Here is a 22,315-nt window from a genome sequence, read left to right as displayed (position 1 = left end):
AAACGGGGCCCAGTCCACCCAGGACCGGGCCCGTACTCGTCAGCCGTCAGCCGTTCATCACCGCCTGCACCGGCACATAAGTCCCGCCGGAAATGAACAACCCGCTGCCCACAGCCCCGCCGCCGCTGTTGGCCGGCAGGCGGATGCCGAACAGTTCTCCGTCCGACGAGCTCTGCGGCGTGAGCAGCATGCCGTTCCGGGACTTTCGTGCCTCCACCGCGAACCCCCGGTACTGCCCCGACAAGCTGTCCGTCGTGCCGGCGGCGAGGAGGCCGATCCCCCCGTCGGCGCCCTTGCGGATGACCGTCTCCAGGGCTTCGTCGAGGTTGGTGTCGTAGAGGAGTTCCGCGTCGTCGGCGACAACGACGTACGCACCGCCGCCCAGGCCCTCCACGAGGTCTTCGAGGTCGTCGCCCCGGCTGTCGGCGTTCAGGACGCCCAGGACGCCCTCCCTGCCCTCCAGTTCCCGCAGCGGAGAGCGGCGCGGCGTCACCAGCACCACCGGCGTCCCCGCCCGCAGCAGCGACTCCGTCGCCGCCATCAGTGTCGTGGAGCGGCCGGACTTCGGGGGGCCCGCGATGACGAAGCCGGGGCCGTTCTCCTCGAGGTCGATGCCCATGGGGTGGAGTTCGTCGCCGCCGACGCAGACCAGGGCCCACAAGGGCGAGGGGGAGACGAAGTCCGGGTCCAGCGACATCGCCTCCGCCGCCGTGATACGGGACGGGAGCGCGTCGACGCGCAGGGGACGGCGGCCGGCCGGGATGCGCGGGAAGCGGGTCCTCGCCTCCTCCGCGATCTCGCGCAGCGCACGCACCTGGGCCTGGCCCGCCGGGTCCTCCGCCAGCAGGCCGATCTGCGTTTCGTCGACGCCCGTGTCCGTCATCTTCAGCGCGCGTCCCGGCGGCATGTTCTTCGGGACCTCGCGGGACGACAAACCCGCCGTCGAGTAGTCGTTCGGGTCTGCGAAGCGCATGACGAGACGGTCAGCGAAGGCCGACGACACATGGCCGCTCAAGCCGCTGCGGTCCGCCGTCATGACCACCTTCAACCCCACCGCCGCACCCTCACGGAAGATCCGCTGGGCCGCTTCCAGCAACTGGCCGTAGTTGTAGCTCTCGAAGGTCGACGCGAAGCCCTCCCAGCTGTCCAGGAGCAGGACCATCCAGGGAAGACGGTCCTCCGGGGCCGCCGAAGCGCGCTGTTCCGCCGCGCTCGACGCGCCCTCCATCGCGAGGAGTTGCTGCCTGCGGGCGATCTCGGCGAGCAGCCGCTCGATGAGGCGGCGGGTGCGGTCCGGTTCGTCGCGCGTGACGATCGCACCCACGTGCGGCAGGCGCATCAGAGGCAACAGCGCGTTCGAACCGCAGTCGATGCCGTACAAGTGCACGTCGTCCGGAGACGTCGCCCGGGCCAGGGAGCCTGCCAGGGTGCGCAGTGCCGTCGAGCGGCCCGAGCGGGCGCCACCGAGCAGCAGCGTGTGCTCACCGTGCACCAGGTCCAGCGTCAGCGGCGTGCGGCTCTGCTTCGCCGGCTGGTCGATCAGGCCGTACGGGATCGGCGCCACGTCGTTCCCCGCCTGCCGACCCGCGTCGTACGACATCAGCTCCGCCAGCGTCACCTGCTCCGCGAGCGGCGGGAGCCACGGGCTGCGCTGTTCACCGAAGCCCATCCGCGCCGCGCCGTCGGCCACCGCGTCCACCAGGACCGCCAGGTCGGTGACCATGGTGCCGTCGTCCTCGGACTCCTGCCCCTTGGGCAACGGGCGGGCGTACGCCGTCCAGGGCAGCGGGGTCAGGGTTGCCTTGGGGCCCGTCTGGCCCGTTGCCGGGCGGCGGCCACCGATACGGGCCGACTGCACGCCCACCAGCGACTGGGCGCCGGAGCGGACGTACATGCGGCCGGGGGTGGACTTGGCGATAGCTCCCGAGTCCGGGGCGTCGATGACGTCCATCGACTCCGCGGCGTCCGTCACCCGCAGGGCGATCCTGAGGTTCGTGTTCGCCCTGATGTCGGCGCTGACCACACCCGCCGGGCGCTGTGTCGCGAGCACCAGGTGCACGCCGAGCGAGCGGCCTCGGCGGGCGATGTCGACCAGGCCCGCGATGAAGTCCGGGAGTTCGGCGACGAGTGATGCGAACTCGTCGATCACCAGGACCAGTCGGGGCATCGGCTCCAGCTCGGGGCGGAGCTTGCGGGTGTCGTTGTAGTCCTCGATGTCCTTGGCGGCCGCGTCGAAGAGGATCTTCTCGCGGCGGTGCAGTTCCGCCGCCAGCGACGCCAGGGCGCGTTCCGTGAGGTGGGCGTCGAGGTCGCTCACCATGCCGACGGTGTGCGGGAGGCGGGCGCAGTCCATGAAGGCGCTGCCGCCCTTGTAGTCGATGAGGACGTAGTTGAGGGCGTCCGGGCGGTTCGCCACCGCCAGCGACGCGATGATCGTCTGCAACAACTCCGACTTACCGGCACCCGTCGTACCCGCGACCAATGCGTGCGGGCCGTCCCTGCGGATGTCGAGGACGAAGGTGCCGTCCGCCGCGATACCGATCGGTGCCGCCGTCGTGGAACCGCCCGCCTGCCAGATCCGCTCGACGTCCGCGCCGGTCGGGTTGGGCAGGTTCAGGAGGTTCAGCAGCCGGGCGGCGGTGGGCAGCGCGGCGCCCGCGTCGTCGCGGCTGACATCGCGCACCGGGGCCAGGGAACGGGCGAGGAGTTCGCACCACGCGTAGCTGACCTGGTCGGCCAGGATGTCGCCGACGCCCTCCATGCCGTAGCCGCGTACGCGGATGTGGTGCGGGGCGTCCGGGTGCCAGGCGACCACGGCCTTGCACTCCTCGGGCAGGAGCCGCTCGTCCTCGTCGATGCAGAGGGCGATGATGCCGTACTGCGGTCCCTCGGTGAGGAGTTGGGGGACGCCGGGCACGCGGCGCAGGAGGCGGGCGCCGTCGAGGATCAGCAGAATGTTCGCGTCGGGGTAGAGCTGGCCCATCATGTTCTGCTGCTCGCGCGCCGCCTTGCGCCGCGCCAGTTCGTTGAGCAGCTCGTTGACGCGGCGGGTGATGCCCTCGGAGTCGAAGCCGACGAGCGCCACACAGTCCTGGCCCTGTTCGGGGTTGGTGTGGGGCAGCCAGTGGACCCAGTGCCATTCGGCGCCGGCCTGCGGGGTCGCGGCGAGGGAGACCACGGAGAGGTCACGGGGGCTGTGCAGGACCGCCGCCTGTACCGCGACCCAGCGGGCCGTGGCCATCGCGTGCTCCCGGTCGCCCGCGACGCCGACGACACCGAGCCGGCCGAAGGGGAGGGTGACCGGGACGTCCGGCAGGGTCGGGGGTTCGGGACGGTCCTCCTCGTACTGGTTGCCGCCGCGCGCCATGACCATCTCGACGTCGGACTCCAGGCCGCCGACTCCGACCCTCAGCAGCATCGCGTCCGGGTCGGTCAGCCGGCGCTCCCAGAGGCGACGGCGCGGGCCGGTCGCGAAGAGGAGGATCTCGGCCGGGTCGGGGGCGTCCGCGCGGCGGGCGCGCTGCTCCTCCTTGCCGAGGACGGCGAGTTCGGCCTGGTGCTCGGCGAGGTCCTTCTTGTACTGCTTCGCCGAGTTCTTGTCCTTCTTCTTGCCCTCACGGTTGTCGCTGAGCCACTGCCCGGCCATCATCATCGGGCTCATCAGGCAGAACAGCAGCATGTAGATCTGCTTGGTGATGAAGTACATCGTCAGGCCGAAGAGCATCGGCATGAACGCCAGGATGAACTGGAACTTCGCCTTCTCGCTCTTACTGGGCGGCACCGGTACGACCACGCGGCGCCGGGGCCGCAGCGGGTTGAGGCGGGGCGGACGGTTGTAGGCGAGGCCGCCCTCGCTCATCGGAGAGAGGTGGGCGTCGGGTTCGGCCACCCGGTCGAGGACCAGCAGCGAGTCGCCGACGCGTACGACGCCGCCGAGCGGCCAGGGCGTTCCGGCTGCCCCGGCCGTCACCGGCTCGTCGTCCAGCAGGACCTCGGCGTCGCCCTCGGGGCTGAGCCTTGTCTCGCCCTTCATGTCGATCGTCACGCGCAGCGCGACCTGCGGCAGCGCGAGGTCCGACACGGGCAGCGAGCAGGTGGGCGCCGAACCGACGGTGGCCGCGCCGACGCCGAGCCGGACGACGCGGCCGGAGGCGGGACCGGCGGCCACTCTGAGCTCGTACTGGCCGACCGGCTCGCCCTTGCGCAGCAGCGGGCCTATCGAGTCGTCCACGGCGACGCGCATGCCGTCACGGAGTACGGAGGCCGCCGGTGCCGCCGGATCGCAGTACTCGCCGTCCGCCCACAGGGAGGGACCCCGGGTCACGAGCGCGCCGTAGCCGGAGGTCCCGCCGGGCATCACGGTGCCGGGCATCTGCACCACGTTCCCCGCGTGGTGACCGGTCGTCGGCTGGACCGGGTGCCCGAGAGCCTCCGCCAGCACCTCCGCGACCTCGCCGGCGGTGGCCGTGTCGTCCGTCGCGATCACGACGTCGTGCGGCTCACCGCCTTCCCGTACGACCGTGACCAGCATCCGCATGGCGGTCATCCTCCCGTCGGCCCCTGTGGCCACATTCATTACTTCGGCTAACGGAGACTAATGGCAGTACCGTCCCCCGCGCCCGGCCGCCCGGGGGACGGAGGGGGGCAAGCGGTGAAGGACCGCGGGACAGGTGGTGAAGAACCGCGAACCGAGCCGCGCGGCGACCCCGCGGGTGGCTCACTCGACCTTCGACATCCGCGCCTCGGGATTCCCCTCCGCCGCGCTCTCCGAGATGTACTGGAGGTCGTCCCCCACCGGCTTCAACCGCACTGTGTGGGCGGCCGGGTTGCATCCCTCGTGGTTGCTCTTCGCACCCACGGACGTGGCGAGGATCTCCGTCTCGGTGACCTTCTTCAGGGTCAGGGTGTCGTTGCAGACGCCGCCGAAGATGTCCGTCTGCTTGAGCTTGCCCAACTCCTCGCCGACGGCGGCCTGTTCGACAGTCAGCCGGAAGCTGCCCATGGGGATGCCGGAGCCGCTGCCCTCCCCTTCCCAGGTGCCGAGATAGCGGGCGGGCACCTCGGCCGGCGCCTCCTGGGCCGCGCTGGACTCGCTCGTCGGCAGCGAGGAGGACGAGTACGACGGCGCCGGCGAGTACGCGCCCGAGTCCGACCCGCCCGCGTCGTCCCGCCGCTCCCCCGGCAGCAGGTCGAAGAGGAACACCGACCCCACCGTCACCGCCGCCAGCGCCCCCGCGACGGCGAGCGCCACCGTGCAGCTCATCCGCCGGCCCCGCCCCTCCGCCCCCGGCGCGGAGGTGGCCGCCACGGAGACGGAGAGCCTGCCGGGACGGGGGTCGGCGGGTGGAAGGGCGTCCTCGGGTTCGGAGGTACATGGCTCGGGTACGGCCGCCGGGGCGAACGCGGGGGAAGCGGGCACCACCGGAGTCGCCCCCGGCATCACCGGCGCCGGTCCGAACTCCCCCACCGTCACCGCACCGGCATCCGCCCGTCCCTCCGTCCGCTCCCCCACCGACTCACTGCTGAACCCCACCGGCCCCGAAGCGGCCTCCCCCGCCACCTCCAGATTCAGCAACCGCACCGCACTCCGGCTCACCTGCTCCACCAGCACCCCCGGCAACCACCCACCCGCCACCACCCGAGCCGCCCCCTCCGGAGCCAGCCGCCGCGCGACATCCCCCGGGCTCGGCCGCGCCCCCGGCTCCTTGGCCAGGCACTCGGCGACCAGCTCCCGCAAGTCGCCGCCCAGCGAACCGAGTTCGGGCTCCTCGTGGACGACCTTGTAGAGCAGGGCGGCCGAGGAGTCGCCGGGGAACGGCGACGCCCCGTTCGCCGCGTACGCCAGTACGGCCCCCAGCGAGAAGACGTCCGCCGCCCCCGAGACGGCGTTGCCCAGGATCTGCTCGGGCGACATGTATCCGGGCGAGCCGATGGAGACGCCGGTCGACGTCAGCGAGGCCGTGCCGTCCGTGGCGCGCGCGATGCCGAAGTCGATGAGCAGCGGGCCGTCCAGGGTCAGGAGCACGTTGGACGGCTTCACGTCCCGGTGGACGAGACCCAGTTCGTGTACGGCCGCCAGCGCCTCGGCGAGCCCCGCCCCCAGTACCCGTACCGAATGGGCGGGCAGGGGACCGTCGTCCGCCACCGCCGACGTCAGGGACGGGCCCGCCGCGTACGCCGTGGCCACCCAGGGCACCGCCGCGTCCGGGTCGGCGTCCAGCACCGGAGCCGTCCACGCGCCGCCCACCCGCCGCGCCGCCTCGACCTCGCGGCGGAAGCGGGCGCGGAACTCCTCGTCGAGCGCGAAGTGCGGGTGCACGATCTTGACCGCGACCGTGCGGCCCCCGGCGCTGCGCCCCAGATAGACCCGGCCCATCCCGCCGGAGCCGAGCCGGCCGAGCAGCCGGTAGGGCCCGACGGCGGTCGGCTCGTCGACACCGAGTGGCTGCATGCTGCCTCCCCCCCCCATCGGGTTCAGATGCAGGTTAGGGCTGAAGCAGTTCCACCTTCACGTCCGCCGGGAATCCCGTCGTCGGCCCCACCCGGCGGGCGAACTCCGCGACCGCCTCCAGCTGCGGGCCGCCGAAGCTGAAGTCGAGGGTCGTGAAGTACCGCTCCAGGACCTGCTCGTCGTAGTCCTCCCAGCGGGCGGCCTGTTCGGCGACCTTGCCGACCTCTTCGAGGGAGAGGTTGCGGGAGGCGAGGAAGGCCTCGTGGACCTTGCGGGTGATGAAGGGCTCGCGCTCCAGGTAGTCCCGGCGGGCGGCCCACACGGCGAAGACGAACGGCAGCCCCGTCCACTCCTTCCACAGCGAGCCGAGGTCATGGACCTCCAAGCCGTACTTCGGCCCGTCGAGCAGGTTGGCCCGCAGTGCCGCGTCGCCGATGAGTACGGCGGCCTCCGCCTCCTGCATCATCAGGCTGAGGTCGGGCGGGCACGTGTAGTACTCGGGCTGAACGCCGTACCGCTCGGACAGCAGGAGCTGCGCGAGGCGCACGGACGTGCGGGAGGTCGAGCCGAGGGCCACGCGGGCGCCGTCGAGCTCGTCCAGCGGGACCTGCGAGACGATCACGCAGGACATCACCGGGCCGTCGCACCCGACCGCGATGTCGGGGAAGGCGACCAGGTCGTCGGCGTTGCGCAGGAACTCGACGAGGGTGATGGGAGCGATGTCGAGATCACCCCGCACCAGCTGCTCGCTGAGCTTCTCCGGGGTGTCCTTCGTGAGCTCGAAGTCGAGGAGCGTGCCCGTTCTCGCCAGCCCCCAGTACAGGGGCAGACAGTTCAGGAACTGGATGTGGCCGACGCGCGGCCGGGTGCGGTAATTGTCCACATCGTGAGGCTAGACCCTGGGGCCTGACGTACGATGGCCACCCCCGCCGTCAACCCGACACGAGCGAGATCAAACATCCGGGTGACGTGATCTTGACCTCTGTTGCATTCGGCTGCCCACATGCTAGGCTCGCCGCAAGTTGCAGTTTGGTTTCCCTTGCAGTACAGAGCCTGCGGAGCATGTAACCGCGGGCTCTAGTCGTTTTCAGACGTATGCAGTTGTGCAGCACTGTTTTCACAATCGCAGGTTCTGGAGCAGGGCAACCCTTTGGGCCCAAGGAGGGCTTATGGCTACCGGAACCGTGAAGTGGTTCAACGCCGAAAAGGGCTTTGGCTTCATTGCCCAGGAGGGCGGCGGCCCGGACGTCTTCGTCCACTACTCCGCCATCAACGCGAGCGGCTTCCGTTCGCTGGAGGAGAACCAGCAGGTCTCCTTCGACGTGACCCAGGGCCCGAAGGGCCCGCAGGCGGAGAACGTCACCCCCGTCTGAGACTTTTCCAGTCTCTGATCCGGACCTGAGAGCAGTACCCAAGGAGCCCCGCGCCGCAAGGCGACGGGGCTCCTGCCTTTCCACCGTACGGGGTCACATGTGCTGCATGACCAGCACGAACGTCGTCCCGGGGGCGAGCGCCTCGTACGAGTGCGGCACATCCCCGCGGTACGTCATGTAGTCCCCGGCCGCCAGCTCCACCGTCTCCGCCACCGGGCCGGCCTTGAGCCTCCCCGTGCTCACGATCAGATGCTCCACGCTCCCCGGAATGTGCGGCTCCGACTCCCGTACGGCCCCCGGCTCGGCCCGCAGGTGGTAGATGTCCCGCCGGGCCCCGGGCGGGCTGGCGGACAGCAGGGTGGCCGCGTACTCGGCCTTCTCGGACGCCACCGTCGGCCCCTGCCCCGCCCTGATCACCTGCACGGACGGCACCGGCGGCTCCACCAGCGCGCTGAACGGCACGCCCAGTGCCACCCCCAGCGCCCACAGCGTCTCGACGCTCGGATTCCCGCCGCCGGCCTCCAGCTGGGACAGCGTGGACTTCGCGATCCCGGCCCGCTTGGCCAGCTCCGAGAGCGACAGCCCGGTACGCGCGCGCTCGCGCCGCAGCGACGCGGCGATCCACTCCAGCGGAAGACGGGTGTCGGCCATGTTCGTTCGCTCCATCGGTACGACTGTTCGCCTTGACGAACACAACACTTCTTGTTCATTGTAGAGAACATGCGTACGGCAGAGCGAACAGAGCGAACACCTCACCTGGAGCTGGTACGGGACGCCTCCCTGGTCTGGCTCGCCAGCGGTGTCGTCGGCGTCTCCTTCGGCGCGATCGCCGTCGCCGGAGGCCTGCCGGTCTGGGTCCCGGTGGTGATGTCCCTGGTCGTCTACGCGGGCTCCGCACAGTTCAGCGCGGTCGGCGTCCTGCTGGCGGGCGGCGGCCCGCTCGCCGCCGCGACCACCGGTCTGCTCCTGAACACCCGCACGGCCGCCTACAGCCTCGCCGTCGCGGAGACCCTCGGCCAAGGCCGCTTCGCCCGGCTCCTGGGAGCCCACCTCGTCACCGACGAGACGGTCGCCTTCGCCCTGGCCCAGCCCGATCCGGTACGACGCCGTACGGCGTTCTGGGTCTCCGGGCTCGGCCTGTTCGCCGTCTGGAACATCGGCGTCCTGATCGGCGCCCTCGCCGGAGACGCGATCGGCGACACCGCCCGCTACGGCCTGGACGCGGCCTTCCCGGCGGTCCTGGTGGCGCTGGTCCTTCCTGCGCTACGACAGGACGCTCCCGTACGACGATCAGCCCTGCTCGGCGCGTGCCTGGCCCTCGCCCTCACGCCGGTCGCCCCTGCGGGCGTGCCGGTACTGCTGGCGCTGGCCGGTCTGCTGGCCTTCGGAAAGGGGCGCACGGCATGAGCGCGACCGTGGCCATGATCCTGGCGCTCGCGGTGGGAACGTACGCCTTCCGACTGGTCGGCCCCGCGCTGCACGGCCGCGTGGAACTCCCCGCCCGCGTCCAGGAGCTGTTGTCGGCGGGTGCGATCGTCCTGCTGACCGCGCTGCTCGCGTCCGGGGCGCTGACGGAGGGCGGCGGCTTCGCGGGGTGGGCGCGGCCGACCGGGGTGCTGGTCGGGGCGGCGCTGGCGTGGCGCAGGGCGCCGTTCGTGGTCGTGGTGCTCGGGGCGGCGGGGACGGCGGCGGTGCTGCGGGCGGTGGGGGTGGCGTAGGCCCCGGAACGGAGGGGAGTGTCAGTGGCGGCTTGTAGGGTCGCGCGCCATGACCGACGCCGATTTTCTGAACCCTGACTTCCTGACCAGTACCCGGGTGTTCTACGACGCCATTGCCGAGGACTACGACGAGCGCTTCCGTGACGCGTTGGCGGAGATGCCGCTGGAGCGGGCGATGATCGGGGTGTTCGCCGAACTCGTGGGGCGCGGCGGCGCGGTGGCCGATCTCGGCTGCGGGCCGGGACGGGTCACCGGCCTCCTGGCCTCCCTCGGGCTCGATGTGTTCGGGCTCGACCTCTCGTCGTCGATGCTTCAGATCGCGCGGCGGGAGAACCCGGATCTGCTCTTCGTGCAGGGGTCCATGCTGAAGCTGGACATGGCGGACGGATCGCTCGCGGGCGTGGTCTCCTGGTACTCCTCCATCCACACCCCTGTGGACGAACTCCCCTCGCTCTTCCGTGAGTTCCTGCGGGTCCTGACCCCGGGCGGCCATCTGCTCATGGGCTTCCAGGTCGGCGACGAACCCAAGCGCCACGAACGGCCGTGGGGCCACGATGTCACCCTCGACTTCCAGCGCCGGCAGCCCGACCGGATCGCCGGGCTGCTGACGGCCGCCGGGTTCGAGATCGTGTCGCAGACGGTGCGGGCGGCGCAGAGCGAGGACCAGGTGCCGCAGGCGTTCCTGATCGCGCGCGCCTGAAGCGGGTTGCCGCCGCCCGGCCCGACGCGCGCTGTCAGGTGGCCGTCCCGGCAGCCGCTCCCGTCCTCAGATCGGGGCCCCATCGGTCGATCGCCGACCGGAGGTCCAGCGGGAGCGGCTTCTGGTTCTCCTCCGCGGCCGGCCAGTCGGAGCGTGGGGTGCGCCACAGCACCTCGAACTCGTGGCCGTCCGGATCCACACCATGCAGGGACTTGGCCACCAGGAAGTCGGTGCTCCCCGTCAGGGCCCCGCGCGCGTCGAGCAGCTCGCTCGTCTCGACGAGTTCACCGAGCGTGCCGACCTCCCAGGCGAGATGGTGCAGTCCGACACGGTCGCGCTGCGGTCCGGGCGCTTCGGGACCAAGGGCGAAGAGGCCGAGATCGTGGTCGTTGTCGCTGCCCTGGGCTCTGAGGAAGGCAGCGATGCCGGGTATCTCGTGCTCGACGGTGAAGCCGAAGACCTGGTGGTAGAAGGCGACGGAACGTCTGACATCACGGACGAACAGAACAGCATGGTTGAGCCGGCGTACGGCCATCGGGCTTTCATCCCTTTCGGTGCTGCTGCATCTTGATCGATCTTACGGAGCGAGGAAGATGCGGCAGCACCGCAATGATCTTTAAAGCGCCCCCGCGATGTCCCGCGCCGCGATGTACCCGAACGTCATCGCCGGTCCGATCGTCGAGCCCGCGCCCGCGTAACTGTGGCCCATGACGGCGGCGCTGGCGTTCCCGGCGGCGTACAGGCCGGGGATCGCCGTGCCGTCGTCGCGCAGGACGCGGGCGCGGGCGTCGGTGACGAGGCCGCCCTTGGTGCCGAGGTCACCGGGGACGATGCGGAGGGCGTAGTACGGGGGCAGCCAGAGGGGGGCGAGGCAGGAGTCGGGGAGGACCGAGGGGTCCGTGTAGTAGTGGTCGTAGGCGCTGTCGCCGCGGTGGAAGTCGGGGTCCTTGCCTTGCAGGGCCTGGGAGTTGAAGCGGGCGACCGTCGAGCGGAGGGCGGCGGGCGCGGCGCCGATCGCGGTGGCGAGGGCGTCGACGGTCCAGGCCTTGCGGGCGGCCCCCGAGCTGTACCAGTCGTCGGGGAGGACGAACGTCGGGCTGACGTCCTTGAAGAGGTACCGGTTGCGGTAGTTCTGGTCGAAGATCAGCCAGGCCGGGATGTCGGGGTCGGTCGGATTGCGGTCGTACATGACGTGGACGACGTCGCTGTAGGGGGCGGCCTCGTTCACGAACCGCCCGCCGGCCGCGTTGACCATCAGCCCGCCCGGGAGGGTGCGTTCGGCGAGGCAGAAGTAGGGCTGGTCGGGGAGCGGGATCGCGGGCCCCCACCAGGCGTCGTCCATCAGGGCGAGGGCGCCGCCAACGCGCTGCCCCGCCCGGATTCCGTCGCCGGTGTTCTCCTTCGCCCCCACGGTCCAGTCGGTCCCGATGGGCTGTCGCTGGTACTGCGTCCGCATGGCGAGGTTGTGCTCGAACCCGCCGGAGCCGACGACGACGGCGCGCCGGGCGCGGTAGAGACCGGCGGGGGTGACGGCACCGGTGACGGTCCCGCTCTCGACGAGGAGGTCGGTGAGCGGGGTGTTGAGCCGGACGGGCACCCCGGCATCCATCAGCCCCTTCCTGAGCCCGCCCGCGAGGGACTGCCCCATGGTGAGCGGCGCCTGCCCGAGGGTGAGGGCCTTGGTCCCCCGCGCCAGACACTCGGTGGCGACGGCGAGCCCCTTGACGCTGACGGCGGCGAGGGTGAGCCACTTGTAGTCGGCGGAGAACACCACCATGCCGTCCGGGACCTTCATGTACGACGGGTTCAGATGGGCGAGTTCGGCGCCGAGGATGTGGCCGTCGAGGTAGTCGGGCTCGATGGAACGGCCGTTGGGGAGGCCGCCGGGCAGTTCGGGGTAGTAGTCGCTGTACCCCTCCATCCACCGGAACCGGAGCGGGCTGTTGGCCATGACGAAGGAGATCATGGCCGGGCCGTGGGCGAGGAAGGCCTGCTGCCGGGCGACGGGGACGTCGGGGCCGACGACGGCGGCGAGGTAGGCGGCGGCCTTGGCCGGGGTGTCCGGTACGCCGGCGGCCAGCAGCACCGGGTTGTTGGGAATCCAGATCCCGGCACCGGAACGGGCGGCGGAGCCCCCGAAGGTCGGCGCCTTTTCGAGGACGACCACGCTCAGCCCCTGCTTGGCCGCGGTGAGCGCCGCGGTCATCCCTGCCGCGCCGGAACCGATGACGACCACGTCATAGGTGCCCTGGAGAGGGAGGTCGGCGGCCCGGGCGGTCTGCGGGGCGGCGCTGGCGACGGCGAGCCCGGCGGCCACGGAGGTGCCGAGTACCTGTCTGCGGGTCGGTCGTACGGCGTCCGGGCTGCTCGTCATGGGTCCGCCCCCCTGTCTGATACGTCTGATACATCGTCAGATTCTGTGCCAGAAAGGGGAATGTGACGCGGGGATGTTGTGAAGTCAAGGGCCGGGAAGGAGGGCCGTGCAGTCCTCCCACGCCGGTTGGCTCAGCAGCGGGCGGAAGCGGGTGAAGAGCGCGAGGAGGGCGGGGCCGTGGCGGTCGCGGAAGGCCGGGTCCTCGGCGGCGAGGTCGAGTTCGTTGGCGGCGGTGAGCTCGGCGAAGTCCTGGCGGAGGGCAAGGGCGGGGGTGTGGGTATGGCCGCTGAAGCGGTCGCGGAAGGGGGAGTTGGGGGTGGCGAGGGTCGGGTAGGTCGCCGTGCGGTCGCAGCTCGCGTAGAGGTGGACGAGCGCCTCCGCCTCCACGCCGATCGCGTCCCTGACGTCGGCGCGGCGGTCGAGCGGCAGCAGGGGGTGGGGGAAGCCGTCGGTGCCGTAGAGGGCGTGGCAGAGGCCGGCGAGCTGGAGGGCGGGGCGGGCGCTCCAGCCGGCGAGGCGGGCACGGACGCGGTGGAGGTGGGCGAGGAGGGTGCCGCCGGGGTGGGGGGTGTGCGCGGCGCTCAACTTCCTGAGTAGGGCGTCCGCTTGAGCGAAGGCGTCGGCGTCCATGCGGCTCCCTTTCGGGTAGGTGGGTCGGCACCCGCTCCGTCCCGGGTGGAGCGGGTTGCCGCCCGTGGGGCCCTGAGGAGATCGTCGTACGGCCCGAGAGTGCAGTCAATCCTTGGGATTTATGGGAGGAACCCAAGTGTTAGCTTGGGCGCATGACCCTCGATGACCTGCGGGTGTTCGTGGCGGTGTGCCGGGCCGGGAGCCTGAGTGCGGTGGCGCGGGAGCTCGGGTGCACGCAGTCCGCGGTGAGCCAGCACGTGAAGCGGCTGGAGAGGGAGACGGGCGTCGCGCTCGTGGAACGGCAGCCGCGCGGCGTCGTACCGACGCAGGCGGGCCGGGTGCTGGAGGCGGCGGCGTCCGAGGGCATCTCCGGACTCGACCTCGCCGTACGGCAGTTGCGGGATCTGGTCGACGGGGCGGCCGGGTATGTGCGGGTGGCGACGGGCGCGACGACGGTACGGCACTTCATGGGGGACGCCGTGGTGGAGTTCCGGCGCCGCCATCCGCGCGTGAACCTGGAGTTCCGGACGGTGAGTTCGGGCCGCGGCAGCTTCGAGGCGCTCGCGGACGGTTCGCTGGACCTGGCGTGGATCACGCTCGGCCGACCGGTACGGGGGATCGAGCAGCGGGCGGTGGCGGAGCTGCCGTGGGTGCTGGCGGTACGAGCCGACGACCCGCTGGCGGGACGGGAGCGGTTGGGGATCGCCGAGCTGGCGGACGTACGGCTGATCCGGCTGCCGCCCAACTCGGCGTCGGCCGCACAACTGGAGGCCGCTTCGGCGGAGTTGGGCGTGGAGCTGACCTACGACACCAACGTTGCCGACTGGGACACGGCCTTGCTGCTCGCCGAGTTGGGGGTGGGGCGGGCGGTCGTGCCGGAGCTGTCCGGGCTGGCGGCGACGAGGGACGATCTTCGGCTGATCCCGGTGCCGGAACTGCGGCCGTTGCCGGTGGGGTGGGCGGTACGGCGGTGGGAGGCGCTCAGTCCGCCGGCGCGGGCGTTCGCGGACACGGTGGAGAGGTTCCGGCGGACGCCCGGGCGTTAGCGGTCGGTGGCGCGGACTGCGGTTCCTTGAGGGGGACTTCCGCCCACACGGTCTTGCCGACGGTCCGCTCGGTGACACCCCACGCCTGTGCGAGCAGCGATACGAGGATGAGGCCGCGGCCGTTGTCGGCCTCCGGGTCGGTCACGTAACGGAGTCGGCGGTCGTCGCGGGCGTCGCTCACCTCGATACGGACCGTGTCCTCGGGGGTGAGTCTGAGCCGGAGTTCGAAGTCGCGGCCGGGGACTCTGCCGTGGGTGACGGCGTTGGCGGCGAGCTCGGCGACGACCTGCTGGGCGGTGTGGTTGACCTCGCTGTCGTAGGGGTGGCCCCAGGTGTCCAGCTGATGTGCGGTGAGACGTCGGGCGAGGCGGGCACCGCGGGGCGTCGCGCTGAGGCGGGTGGAGATTTCGGTGTTCACGTGACTGAGCGTGGTGGGTTGTCTTTACGCTGGCCAGGTGCGACTCGGCGACGGTGGGTAACTGTACGGGTGCGGCGGGTTGTGCGTACGGGTTGTCGGTCGGTGGGAGGGGCGAGGTGAATGAGTGAGCGGAGGGCTGAGACTCCTGCGGAGGCTGAGGGGACTACAGAGCTCTTTGTGGCGCTGGGCAAAATGCTGCGACTCCTGCGGGAGCGGGCCGGGCTGACGCAGAAGGAGTTCGGGGAGCTGGTCGGGTACGGGCCGGATCAGATTTCTTCGATGGAACGGGGGGTGCGGACAACTCGACCGGAGTTCTTGGAGAAGGCCGATGAAGTGCTGGATGCCGGTGGGCTGTTGAGTGCGGTTGTCCCCGAGGTCGAGCGGGCGATGAGCAAGACGCGGACTCGGCATCCGGAGTGGTACCGGAGTTACGCAGCGCTGGAAGCGGAGGCAGTCGAGCTGCACTTCTATGCCAATCACGCGGTGCAGGGTCTGCTCCAGACCGAGGAGTACGCACGGGCGGTGTTCACGAAACGGCGACCGCTGCTGTCCGAGGAGACGATCGAGCAGCGGGTCTCGGACAGGCTCTCCCGTCAGCAGATCTTCGACCGCTGGCCGCCGCCGACCGTGAGTTACGTCCTCGAAGAGGTGGTGCTGGACCGGCCGATCGGCGGGCGCCGCGTCCACGCGGACCAGCTCCGACGCCTGCTGCTCATCGGGGACATGCGGAACGTGGAAGTACAGGTGATGCCGACCAAGGTCGCCGAACATCCCAACCTGGGTGGCGCGTTCAACCTCCTGACGCCCAAGTCCCATGGGCAGGTGGCGTACACGGAGGCTCAAGGGCATCCCCGGCTGATCACCGACTCCGAAGAGGTCCGCAAGATCGCCGACCGCTATGGGATCATGCGGGCGATGGCCTTCACTCCCGCGGAGTCACGGGCGTTGATCGAGAAGAAGCTGGAGGAGCTATGAACGACCAGCAGCTCACCTGGTTCAAGTCCAGCTACAGCGACGGCGAGGGCGGCGACTGCCTCGAAGTCGCGATCACGCCCCGCACCATCCACCTCCGCGACTCCAAGCACCCCACCGGCCCTCGCCTCGCCCTCTCCCCCACCACCTGGTCGGCGTTCCTCTCAGGGGAGTTGATCGGCGAGCGGCGCTAGCGCCTCCGCCGCCGCCAGCGTGCGCGCAGCCTCCGTGCGTACGTCCTCGTCCTCGTCCGCCTCGGCCCGCTCCCGCAGCAGCGGAGCCGTGGCCGGGTGGGCGGGCCAGCCGAAGGCCAGGGACTGGAGGGCGGCGATGCGCGGCCAGGGGTGAGGGTCGGCGACGGCCCGGTCCCGCAGGAACGCGGCGCCGTTCTCGTCCGTCTCTTGCACCGCCCACCATTGCAGGACATCGGCTCGGATTCTGGGGGCGGGGTCATCCACGGCCCGCGTCTGGAGGATCTCGCGGGTCGCGTCGTCGTCTCCCGCGGTCGTGACCAACAGAGCCAGGGCTACTTCCCGCACCGAAGGGTGGGGGTCTTCGGCGGCACAGGTGCGGAATACGGTCCGAATGTCGGCGTCGCCTCGGTAGTGCCTCGTCGCACGTAGCGCCTCCGCCCGGACCCCCGCGTCCGGGTCGTAGGCCAGCCGGTCGAATGCCAGCTCCCACGTGGTGGCCTCGTGGCTCCGATATCCGCACAGGTCAGCCACGGCACTCTCGCGCACAACACGGCCAGCGTCGACAAGGTGCTCACGGACAAGCTGCCAGGTCTCATCCCGGTCCCTCCCCAGTTCGACCAAACCGTCGAGCGCGGCGTTCCGAACCTGAGCAGCGGAATCCTGGGCAAGACGCTCGCGCAGGAATTGCCAGGTGCCGGGATGGGATCCGATTGTCTGCGCCAGCACCCTGCACGCCGCACTCCGGACCTCTGGCTCCTCGTCCTTGAGCGCCCGCTGACACAGAAATTCCCACGTGTCAGCATCGTCGCGGCCGAGGGTGCGCAACCCGTACAAGGCCTCCATTCGAACAAACCAGTCGCCGTCCTCGACAGCAGCTGCGCGGGCGAGCTCCCAGTCACCCAACTGCTCGACCAGCGACATCATGGCCACGAGTCGAACCATGTCGTGCGGATCGTCGGTCACCCGGCCTCGCACCAATGTCTGAACGCCCTCGTCGTCGAGCAGGCTCTCAAGACCGGAAACCGCACGCTCCCGGACATCGCCCTCGGAATCGTCGACGGCTAGCCGACACAGCAGTGCCCTGACTTCCGGGTCTTGAATCCGATACTCGGCGAGCAAGCCCACCGCATCAGCCCGCTTCTCCGGATCGCCCGCGGAACCGACGAATTCGACGAGGGGCTCCCACGATGCTTCTGCGTCATCCCGCAGTGACAGTGCAAAGGCGCGCACGATCAGCGAAGGGTCTTCGATGGAGCGGTCCTTGACGAGTTCCCTGACGCCGGCTCCGCCGACCTCGGACAGACACTCCAGCGCCGCTTTGCGCACGCGCTCGTCCGGTTCGGCCACTGCCCCTCCCAGGAGCAGCCCACGGACGTCCGACTCCGCACCCCATCGCGCCGCCAATATCTCCAGCACCGCCCTACGGGCATGCGCCACATCGGCCAGGACCGCCATGACCCGGGGCCATGCCCGTTCTGTGTAGAGCGCTGCCGCGATCCTCCCGGGCTGCGGCCGGTCCTTGAACTGACCGCGCAGATGGAACCACCGCAGCAGCCTGGGCCTGCCGCTCCAGTGCGGCGGAAACGTCTTGAGCGCTGACGCGATGTCGTCGTCCGCTTCCAGCAGGCCGTAGCTGGAGTCCGCCGCCTCCAAGCCCCCGATGATCGCGTCCACCACGGCCCTGCTCTGCGCCGCCAACGCCCCGATCCTGCGGACCTCGGCCAGCGCTCGCACAGCCAGAGCCAACAGCTCCCCCTTCCAGAGCGCACCGACCCTCCGCCGATGCAACTCCAACAACCGATCAACCGCCGCCCCCGCCTCCCGCTCCCCCAACTGCCCCACCACCAGCAGCAGCACCTCATGCCACGCCGGATCCTCCGCATGCCCCGCGAAGATCTCCTCGATGAACTCCTCCGGCGTCCACTCCCGCTCCCGGGTGTAGCGGTGATCGATGTCGACCGCCGCCAGGTACTCCAAAAAGGCTCGGTGGACGAACCCGTACACCCCGCCCCCGTAGTGGCTCAGGATGAAGTTGCGGTCGCGAAACTGCCGCACCATCACCCGCGCCGCCGACACCGCCTGCGCGAGCGGGAGTTCGTACTGCTCCCGCAAGTAGTCCCGGAACGTCTCCAGCAGTACGTCCTGATGGATGTGGTTGCCCGCGATCCCGCCCTCGCCCTCCTGCATCCGCCGCGCGACCAGGCGCAGCAGCTCATGCCGGTCCTCGTCGCCCAGGTACGACAGGGCCTCGACCTCGTCCGGGGCGCGCAGATGCTTGGCGTGCTGGTCCCAGTGGGCCACCAGGACGGCGACGGCGTGGCGGTAGACGCCCAGGCGGTCCCGGGGCAGTTCCCGGCGTCGGCCGACGATGGCGAGGATCGTCAAAAGCAGCGGATTCCCGGCGAGTTCGGCAACGGGACGGGAGTGGCCCACGGCATCAGTCAGCCGTCGGCACAGACGCCCCGCGCGTTCCTCGTCGTGGGGGTAGGAGCTGGCGTACCACTGCCGGGCGAAGCACTCGATCTGCCGGGTGCTGAGGTCCTGGACCATGTGGTGGGAGAACCCGGCGTGTTCCAGTACGCCTCGCCGGTAGCCGATGACGCGTGAGGTCACGATCACGCGGACGCCGCCGGGGCCGCCGTACCGGCCTGCGAAGTCCGCGATGCGGTGGCTGACCTGTTCGCGGGCGGCGGGGTCGAAGAGTTCGTCGAGGCCGTCGAAGACGACCACTGCTCGCCCCTCGGTCAGGAGCCTGTCCACGACCGCCGGGGGCGGCGCCATGCCCTTCGTGCCGTGCAGGTAGGTGAGGAAGTCCTCGAAGGTCCGCTCCCGCCACTCGCCCACCGCGTACTCGCGGAGCTCCACGACGAGGGGTATCCGGCCGGTGAGCGGTGCCAGCGAATCCCCCGTCGCGGGAGCCTCCCGCGTGAGGGTGAGCGCGAGGTGCCGGGCCAGTGTCGACTTGCCCGCGCCGGGGTCGCCGAGCAGGACGAGGCGGCTCTCGGCGGGGTCGGCGAGCACGTCCAGGGCGTCGCGTGCGGGCCGTTCCGCGTAGGCCTGCCGGGCGCGGTCCAGGGTGTCCCGCTCCAGGGCGGCGGGCAGGTGCGACGGCCACTCCCCCGCGTCCACCAAACGCTGCCGGATGTCCCGTGGCAGCTCCACCGGCGGCGGGTCGGCGCGCAGAGTGGGCGCCACGAACACCTCGTCCAGGCGGACCGGCGGATGCTCCCCCTCCTCGGTGGGGATCAGCACCTCCAGGTCCAGCCGCCCGTAGGTCTCGCGGATGCGGCCCGCGTAGCGCCGTAACGCCTCGTCGATCTCCGTGTCCGTGAGGCCCGCCGGCTCCGGCACCTGCTGTACGTACTGCTTCCCGATGATCGTCAGGCTGTTGCCGTCGCCGCTCACCGCGGCCGTGACGTCACCGCCGACCCCGATCGACCGCACCCCGGCCGCCGTGACCTGCTCCCCGTCGCGCCCCATAAGCAGGACGGTAGCGGGCGGGCGGCTGAGGGAAGCGCTTCAACGGTCAAAAAGGGGACAGATCTCGACTTCCACAGGAAGTCGTCGCTACCCTCCACTCCCATGTCCCTCCCCAGCCTTCTCGCCGTCTTCGCCCACCCCGACGACGAGTCACTGTCGGCCGGTGGCGTCCTCGCCCAGCACGCCGTCTCCGGCGCCCGGACCGCCGTCGTCACCGCGACGTGGGCCGAAGGCACGCCCCGGGACGGGGAGTTGGCGGAAGCCCTCCGTGTCCTCGGCGCCGGGAAACCGCGCTTGCTGGAGTACGCCGACGCCCATGTACCGCACTCCGCGCCCGACCGGCCTCGCCTCTGCGACGCGCCGCTCGACGACGTCGTACGGGAACTCGTCGGGCACATACGGGAGTTCCGGCCCGACGTCGTCATCACGCACGACGCCCACGGCGGGCTCACCGGGCACCCCGACCACGTCTACACCCATCGCGTGACCGTCCTCGCGGTCCAAGCGGCCAACTGGCGGCACCTCTACCCCGAGGCGGGCGCCCCCTGGCAACCCCGGGACCTCTACCTCGCCACCCACCCCGAGTCCGCCTCCCGTGAGCTGGGTCCGCAGCTCATGCGGCCGGGGCTGCCCTCCTACCCCGTCCCCGACGAGTGGATCGCCGCCGCCATCGACGTAGGCCCTTGGCTGGAGACGAAACTGCGCGCCATAGCCGCCCACCACACCGAGGTCGCACGCGGTGCCCTGCCCGGGCGGCTCGCCACGTATCCGTACGCCGAGCAAGCGCGGCTGCTGTCCACCGAGTGGTTCATCCGCTACGGCGACACGAGCCCCGCGTCGCCCCGATCGGCCTTGTGAACCCGGGCACTCGGGCCCTCAACGCTCGTACAGCCCCTCGATCTCCCGCGCGAACTCCTGCATCACCGTCTCCCTCCGCAGCTTCATCGACGGTGTCAGGTGCCCCTCCGCCTCCGTGAAGTCCCGTGGCAGGACCTCGAAGCGGCGGATGGATTCGGGGCGGGAGACGAGCTTGTTCGCCTCGTCGACCGCACGTTGGATGATCGCGTGCAACTCGGCGTCGCCCGCGAGGAGTTCGGCGGGGACCGGGTGCTTGCCGTTCATCTGGCGCCAGTGGGTGATGCCCTCCATGTCCAGGGTGATCAGGGCCGCGACGTAGGGGCGGCGGTCGCCCACCACCATGCACTGGGAGATCAGCGGGTGCTGGCGCAGCCAGTTCTCCAGCGGAGCCGGGGCCACCGTCTTGCCGCCCGCCGTGATCAGAAGTTCCTTCTTCCTGCCCGTGATCGTCAGGTATCCCTCGTCGTCCAGGCTGCCGATGTCGCCCGTCGCGAACCAGCCGTCCGCCGACGCCGGGGTCACCCCGCCCGCGTTCGGGTCCCAGTAGCCGCGGAACACCGGGCCGCCGGCCAGCAGGATCTCGCCGTCCGCCGCGATGCGGACCTTCATGCCGGGCAAGGGCCAACCGACCGTGCCCAGACGGGGCTTGAGCGGTGGCGTCACCGTCGCCGCGCCCGTCACCTCCGTCAGGCCGTACCCCTCGTAGATCTCCATGCCCGCCCCGGCGAAGAACGCCGCGATGTTGCGGCCGAGCGGTGAGCCACCGGAGATGATGTGGCGGACCCGGCCGCCCATGGCGTTGCGGATGCGGCGGAAGACCAGGGGGTCGTAGAAGGTGCGGGCCGCCTTCAGCGCCGTACCCGGGCCGCCGCCCGTGCCCGCCGCCTTCTCCTCCATCGCCTCGCCGTAGCGGATCGCCACGTTCGCCGCGCGGTCGAAGGCCGAGACCCGGCCGCCGGCCTCGGCCTTGGCGCGTGCGTTGTTGAAGACCTTCTCCAGCATGTACGGGATGACGAGGAGGAAGGTGGGGCGGAAGCTGGCGAGGTCGGCGAGCAGGTCGTCCGACTTCAGGCTCGGCGCGTGGCCCAGGCGGACCCTCGCGCGGACGCACGCCACCGCCACCATGCGGCCGAAGACATGGGACATGGGCAGGAAGAGGAGGGTCGCCAGTTCGTCGTCCGAGCGGGACTTGAAGACCGGATGGAGGATCTCGATCGCGTTGTCGACCTCGGAGAGGAAGTTGCCGTGCGAGATCGCGCAGCCCTTGGGGCGGCCGGTGGTGCCGGAGGTGTAGACGACCGTCGCGAGGGTGTCCGGGCCCAACATGCCGCGCCGTACGTCGACTTCGGCGTCGGGCACGTGCGTGCCGAGCTCCGCCAGGCGGTCGACGTGGCCCTTCTCGATGACCCACAGGTGGCGCAGGTCGGGCAGGCGGTTCAACTCCGGGCCGAGCGCGGAAGCTTGGGAGACGGTCTCCGTCACCAGGGCCACCGCACCCGAGTCGTGGAGGATCCAGCGGGTCTGGAAGACCGAGGAGGTGGGGTAGATGGGGACCGTGACCAGACCGGCGGCCCACGCGGCGAAGTCGAGGAGGGTCCACTCGTAGATCGTGCGGGCCATGACGGCGATCCGGTCGCCGGGGACGAGGCCCTCCGAGATGAGGCCCTTCGCCAGCGCGAGCACCTGCGCGGCGAACTCGGCCGACGTCACGTCCGCCCAACCCCCGTCCGGCGTACGGCGGCTGAGAATCCGGTCCGCCGGGCCCGCCTCCGCGTTCTCGAACGGCAGGTCGGCGAGGGAGCCGTGGGTCACCGGCGGCACGACCGGCGGGACGGACACCTCGCGGACCTCGCCGTCCAGCCGACGTATCTCCGGAGCCACGAGCACGGGCGCGCCGTCGTAGTCGGTGGCAGCGGCGTAGGGCAGGGACGACGACATGGGCAGCTCCTGGGGCACGCAGCTCAAAACCGCTCTGCTGCATAGGTACGCACCGGGCGTACCCGGACGTTCACCGGCGAGTGCGACTTGTGGGGTTACCGGCAGTCAGGCTTGGGGACCCGGCGATCTTAGGAGGCCCACGTGGCGGGCCTGTGAGGGTTCG

Annotated in this window: 18 protein-coding genes; 8 read left to right on the top strand and 10 right to left on the bottom strand. The window is 70.8% G+C overall.

All coding sequences use genetic code 11. From position 1 onward, the window contains the following. Window positions 1-46: 46 nt before the first annotated feature. The 3 genes from CRP56_RS24945 to CRP56_RS24935 all read right to left on the bottom strand — a co-directional run bounded on the left by CRP56_RS24945 (window position 47) and on the right by CRP56_RS24935 (window position 7,334). Window positions 47-4,537: an FtsK/SpoIIIE domain-containing protein gene (locus tag CRP56_RS24945; protein WP_097274428.1), complete on the bottom strand. Its 4,491-nt coding sequence runs from the start codon at window positions 4,535-4,537 to the stop codon at window positions 47-49. Window positions 4,538-4,717: 180 nt separating this feature from the next. Beyond that, the gene (locus CRP56_RS24940) at window positions 4,718-6,451 is read right to left on the bottom strand and encodes a serine/threonine-protein kinase (protein WP_097267524.1); all 1,734 of its coding nucleotides are present in this window, start codon (window positions 6,449-6,451) and stop codon (window positions 4,718-4,720) included. 34 nt (window positions 6,452-6,485) lie between these two features. Next, a complete protein-coding gene (locus tag CRP56_RS24935) occupies window positions 6,486-7,334 on the bottom strand; it encodes a menaquinone biosynthetic enzyme MqnA/MqnD family protein (protein ID WP_097267522.1) in 849 nt (282 codons plus the stop codon). 286 nt (window positions 7,335-7,620) lie between these two features. Between CRP56_RS24935 and CRP56_RS24930 the strand changes: the two genes are divergently transcribed. Then, on the top strand, window positions 7,621-7,824 hold the full coding sequence (locus tag CRP56_RS24930) for a cold-shock protein (RefSeq protein ID WP_003992177.1): 204 nt from the start codon (window positions 7,621-7,623) through the stop codon (window positions 7,822-7,824). A 93-nt stretch (window positions 7,825-7,917) separates the two neighbouring features. On the opposite strand, the gene CRP56_RS24925 is transcribed toward CRP56_RS24930, so the two are convergent. Continuing rightward, a complete protein-coding gene (locus CRP56_RS24925) occupies window positions 7,918-8,490 on the bottom strand; it encodes a helix-turn-helix domain-containing protein (RefSeq protein ID WP_257040987.1) in 573 nt (190 codons plus the stop codon). 54 nt (window positions 8,491-8,544) lie between these two features. Here CRP56_RS24925 and CRP56_RS24920 point away from each other — a divergent pair, with 54 nt between their 5' ends. The 3 genes from CRP56_RS24920 to CRP56_RS24910 are packed head-to-tail and all read left to right on the top strand — an operon-like array spanning window position 8,545 to window position 10,242. Further along, the gene (locus CRP56_RS24920; RefSeq protein WP_097267518.1) at window positions 8,545-9,231 is read left to right on the top strand and encodes an AzlC family ABC transporter permease; all 687 of its coding nucleotides are present in this window, start codon (window positions 8,545-8,547) and stop codon (window positions 9,229-9,231) included. Next, window positions 9,228-9,542 (top strand): AzlD domain-containing protein, encoded by a 315-nt coding sequence (locus CRP56_RS24915; RefSeq protein ID WP_097267517.1) that lies wholly within the window; start codon window positions 9,228-9,230, stop codon window positions 9,540-9,542. The genes CRP56_RS24920 and CRP56_RS24915 overlap by 4 nt, the downstream gene beginning before the upstream one ends. Before the next feature lie 49 nt (window positions 9,543-9,591). After that, on the top strand, window positions 9,592-10,242 hold the full coding sequence (locus CRP56_RS24910; protein ID WP_097267515.1) for a class I SAM-dependent methyltransferase: 651 nt from the start codon (window positions 9,592-9,594) through the stop codon (window positions 10,240-10,242). Window positions 10,243-10,276: 34 nt separating this feature from the next. Here the strand turns inward: CRP56_RS24910 and CRP56_RS24905 are convergent, their stop codons facing one another. The 3 genes from CRP56_RS24905 to CRP56_RS24895 form a co-directional block, all read right to left on the bottom strand. Then, window positions 10,277-10,777, bottom strand: a complete 501-nt coding sequence (locus CRP56_RS24905; RefSeq protein WP_097267513.1) for a VOC family protein — start codon at window positions 10,775-10,777, stop codon at window positions 10,277-10,279. An 81-nt stretch (window positions 10,778-10,858) separates the two neighbouring features. Further along, on the bottom strand, window positions 10,859-12,616 hold the full coding sequence (kstD, locus tag CRP56_RS24900) for a 3-oxosteroid 1-dehydrogenase (protein ID WP_097267511.1): 1,758 nt from the start codon (window positions 12,614-12,616) through the stop codon (window positions 10,859-10,861). An 84-nt stretch (window positions 12,617-12,700) separates the two neighbouring features. Continuing rightward, the gene (locus CRP56_RS24895; protein ID WP_097267509.1) at window positions 12,701-13,246 is read right to left on the bottom strand and encodes a DUF6817 domain-containing protein; all 546 of its coding nucleotides are present in this window, start codon (window positions 13,244-13,246) and stop codon (window positions 12,701-12,703) included. Between the two features lie 152 nt (window positions 13,247-13,398). On the opposite strand from CRP56_RS24895, the gene CRP56_RS24890 reads away from it, so the two are divergent. Further along, window positions 13,399-14,292: a LysR family transcriptional regulator gene (locus tag CRP56_RS24890; RefSeq protein ID WP_097267507.1), complete on the top strand. Its 894-nt coding sequence runs from the start codon at window positions 13,399-13,401 to the stop codon at window positions 14,290-14,292. On the opposite strand, the gene CRP56_RS24885 is transcribed toward CRP56_RS24890, so the two are convergent. Beyond that, window positions 14,228-14,710, bottom strand: a complete 483-nt coding sequence (locus CRP56_RS24885; RefSeq protein WP_097267505.1) for an ATP-binding protein — start codon at window positions 14,708-14,710, stop codon at window positions 14,228-14,230. The two genes, CRP56_RS24890 and CRP56_RS24885, sit on opposite strands and share 65 nt — an antisense overlap. Before the next feature lie 120 nt (window positions 14,711-14,830). On the opposite strand from CRP56_RS24885, the gene CRP56_RS24880 reads away from it, so the two are divergent. Both CRP56_RS24880 and CRP56_RS24875 read left to right on the top strand, forming a co-directional pair. Beyond that, entirely contained in the window at window positions 14,831-15,685 is an 855-nt protein-coding gene (locus CRP56_RS24880; protein ID WP_097267503.1) for a helix-turn-helix domain-containing protein, read from the top strand. Next, on the top strand, window positions 15,682-15,876 hold the full coding sequence (locus tag CRP56_RS24875) for a DUF397 domain-containing protein (RefSeq protein WP_097267501.1): 195 nt from the start codon (window positions 15,682-15,684) through the stop codon (window positions 15,874-15,876). The genes CRP56_RS24880 and CRP56_RS24875 overlap by 4 nt, the downstream gene beginning before the upstream one ends. Here CRP56_RS24875 and CRP56_RS24870 read toward each other — a convergent pair. Beyond that, window positions 15,847-19,356 (bottom strand): HEAT repeat domain-containing protein, encoded by a 3,510-nt coding sequence (locus CRP56_RS24870; protein WP_097267499.1) that lies wholly within the window; start codon window positions 19,354-19,356, stop codon window positions 15,847-15,849. The genes CRP56_RS24875 and CRP56_RS24870 overlap by 30 nt on opposite strands. 102 nt (window positions 19,357-19,458) lie before the next feature. Here CRP56_RS24870 and CRP56_RS24865 point away from each other — a divergent pair, with 102 nt between their 5' ends. Next, window positions 19,459-20,214 carry a PIG-L deacetylase family protein gene (locus CRP56_RS24865; protein ID WP_097267497.1) on the top strand — a complete coding sequence of 252 codons (756 nt, stop codon included), beginning with the start codon at window positions 19,459-19,461 and terminating at the stop codon, window positions 20,212-20,214. 18 nt (window positions 20,215-20,232) lie between these two features. Here the strand turns inward: CRP56_RS24865 and CRP56_RS24860 are convergent, their stop codons facing one another. After that, window positions 20,233-22,152 (bottom strand): AMP-dependent synthetase/ligase, encoded by a 1,920-nt coding sequence (locus CRP56_RS24860; RefSeq protein WP_097267494.1) that lies wholly within the window; start codon window positions 22,150-22,152, stop codon window positions 20,233-20,235. Window positions 22,153-22,315: the final 163 nt, after the last annotated feature.

Source organism: Streptomyces sp. TLI_55 (assembly GCF_900206255.1).
Taxonomy (GTDB): domain Bacteria; phylum Actinomycetota; class Actinomycetes; order Streptomycetales; family Streptomycetaceae; genus Streptomyces; species Streptomyces aquilus.
The sequence above is the reverse complement of the archived record's forward strand: the minus strand, read 5'-3'. Positions and strand labels throughout refer to the sequence as shown.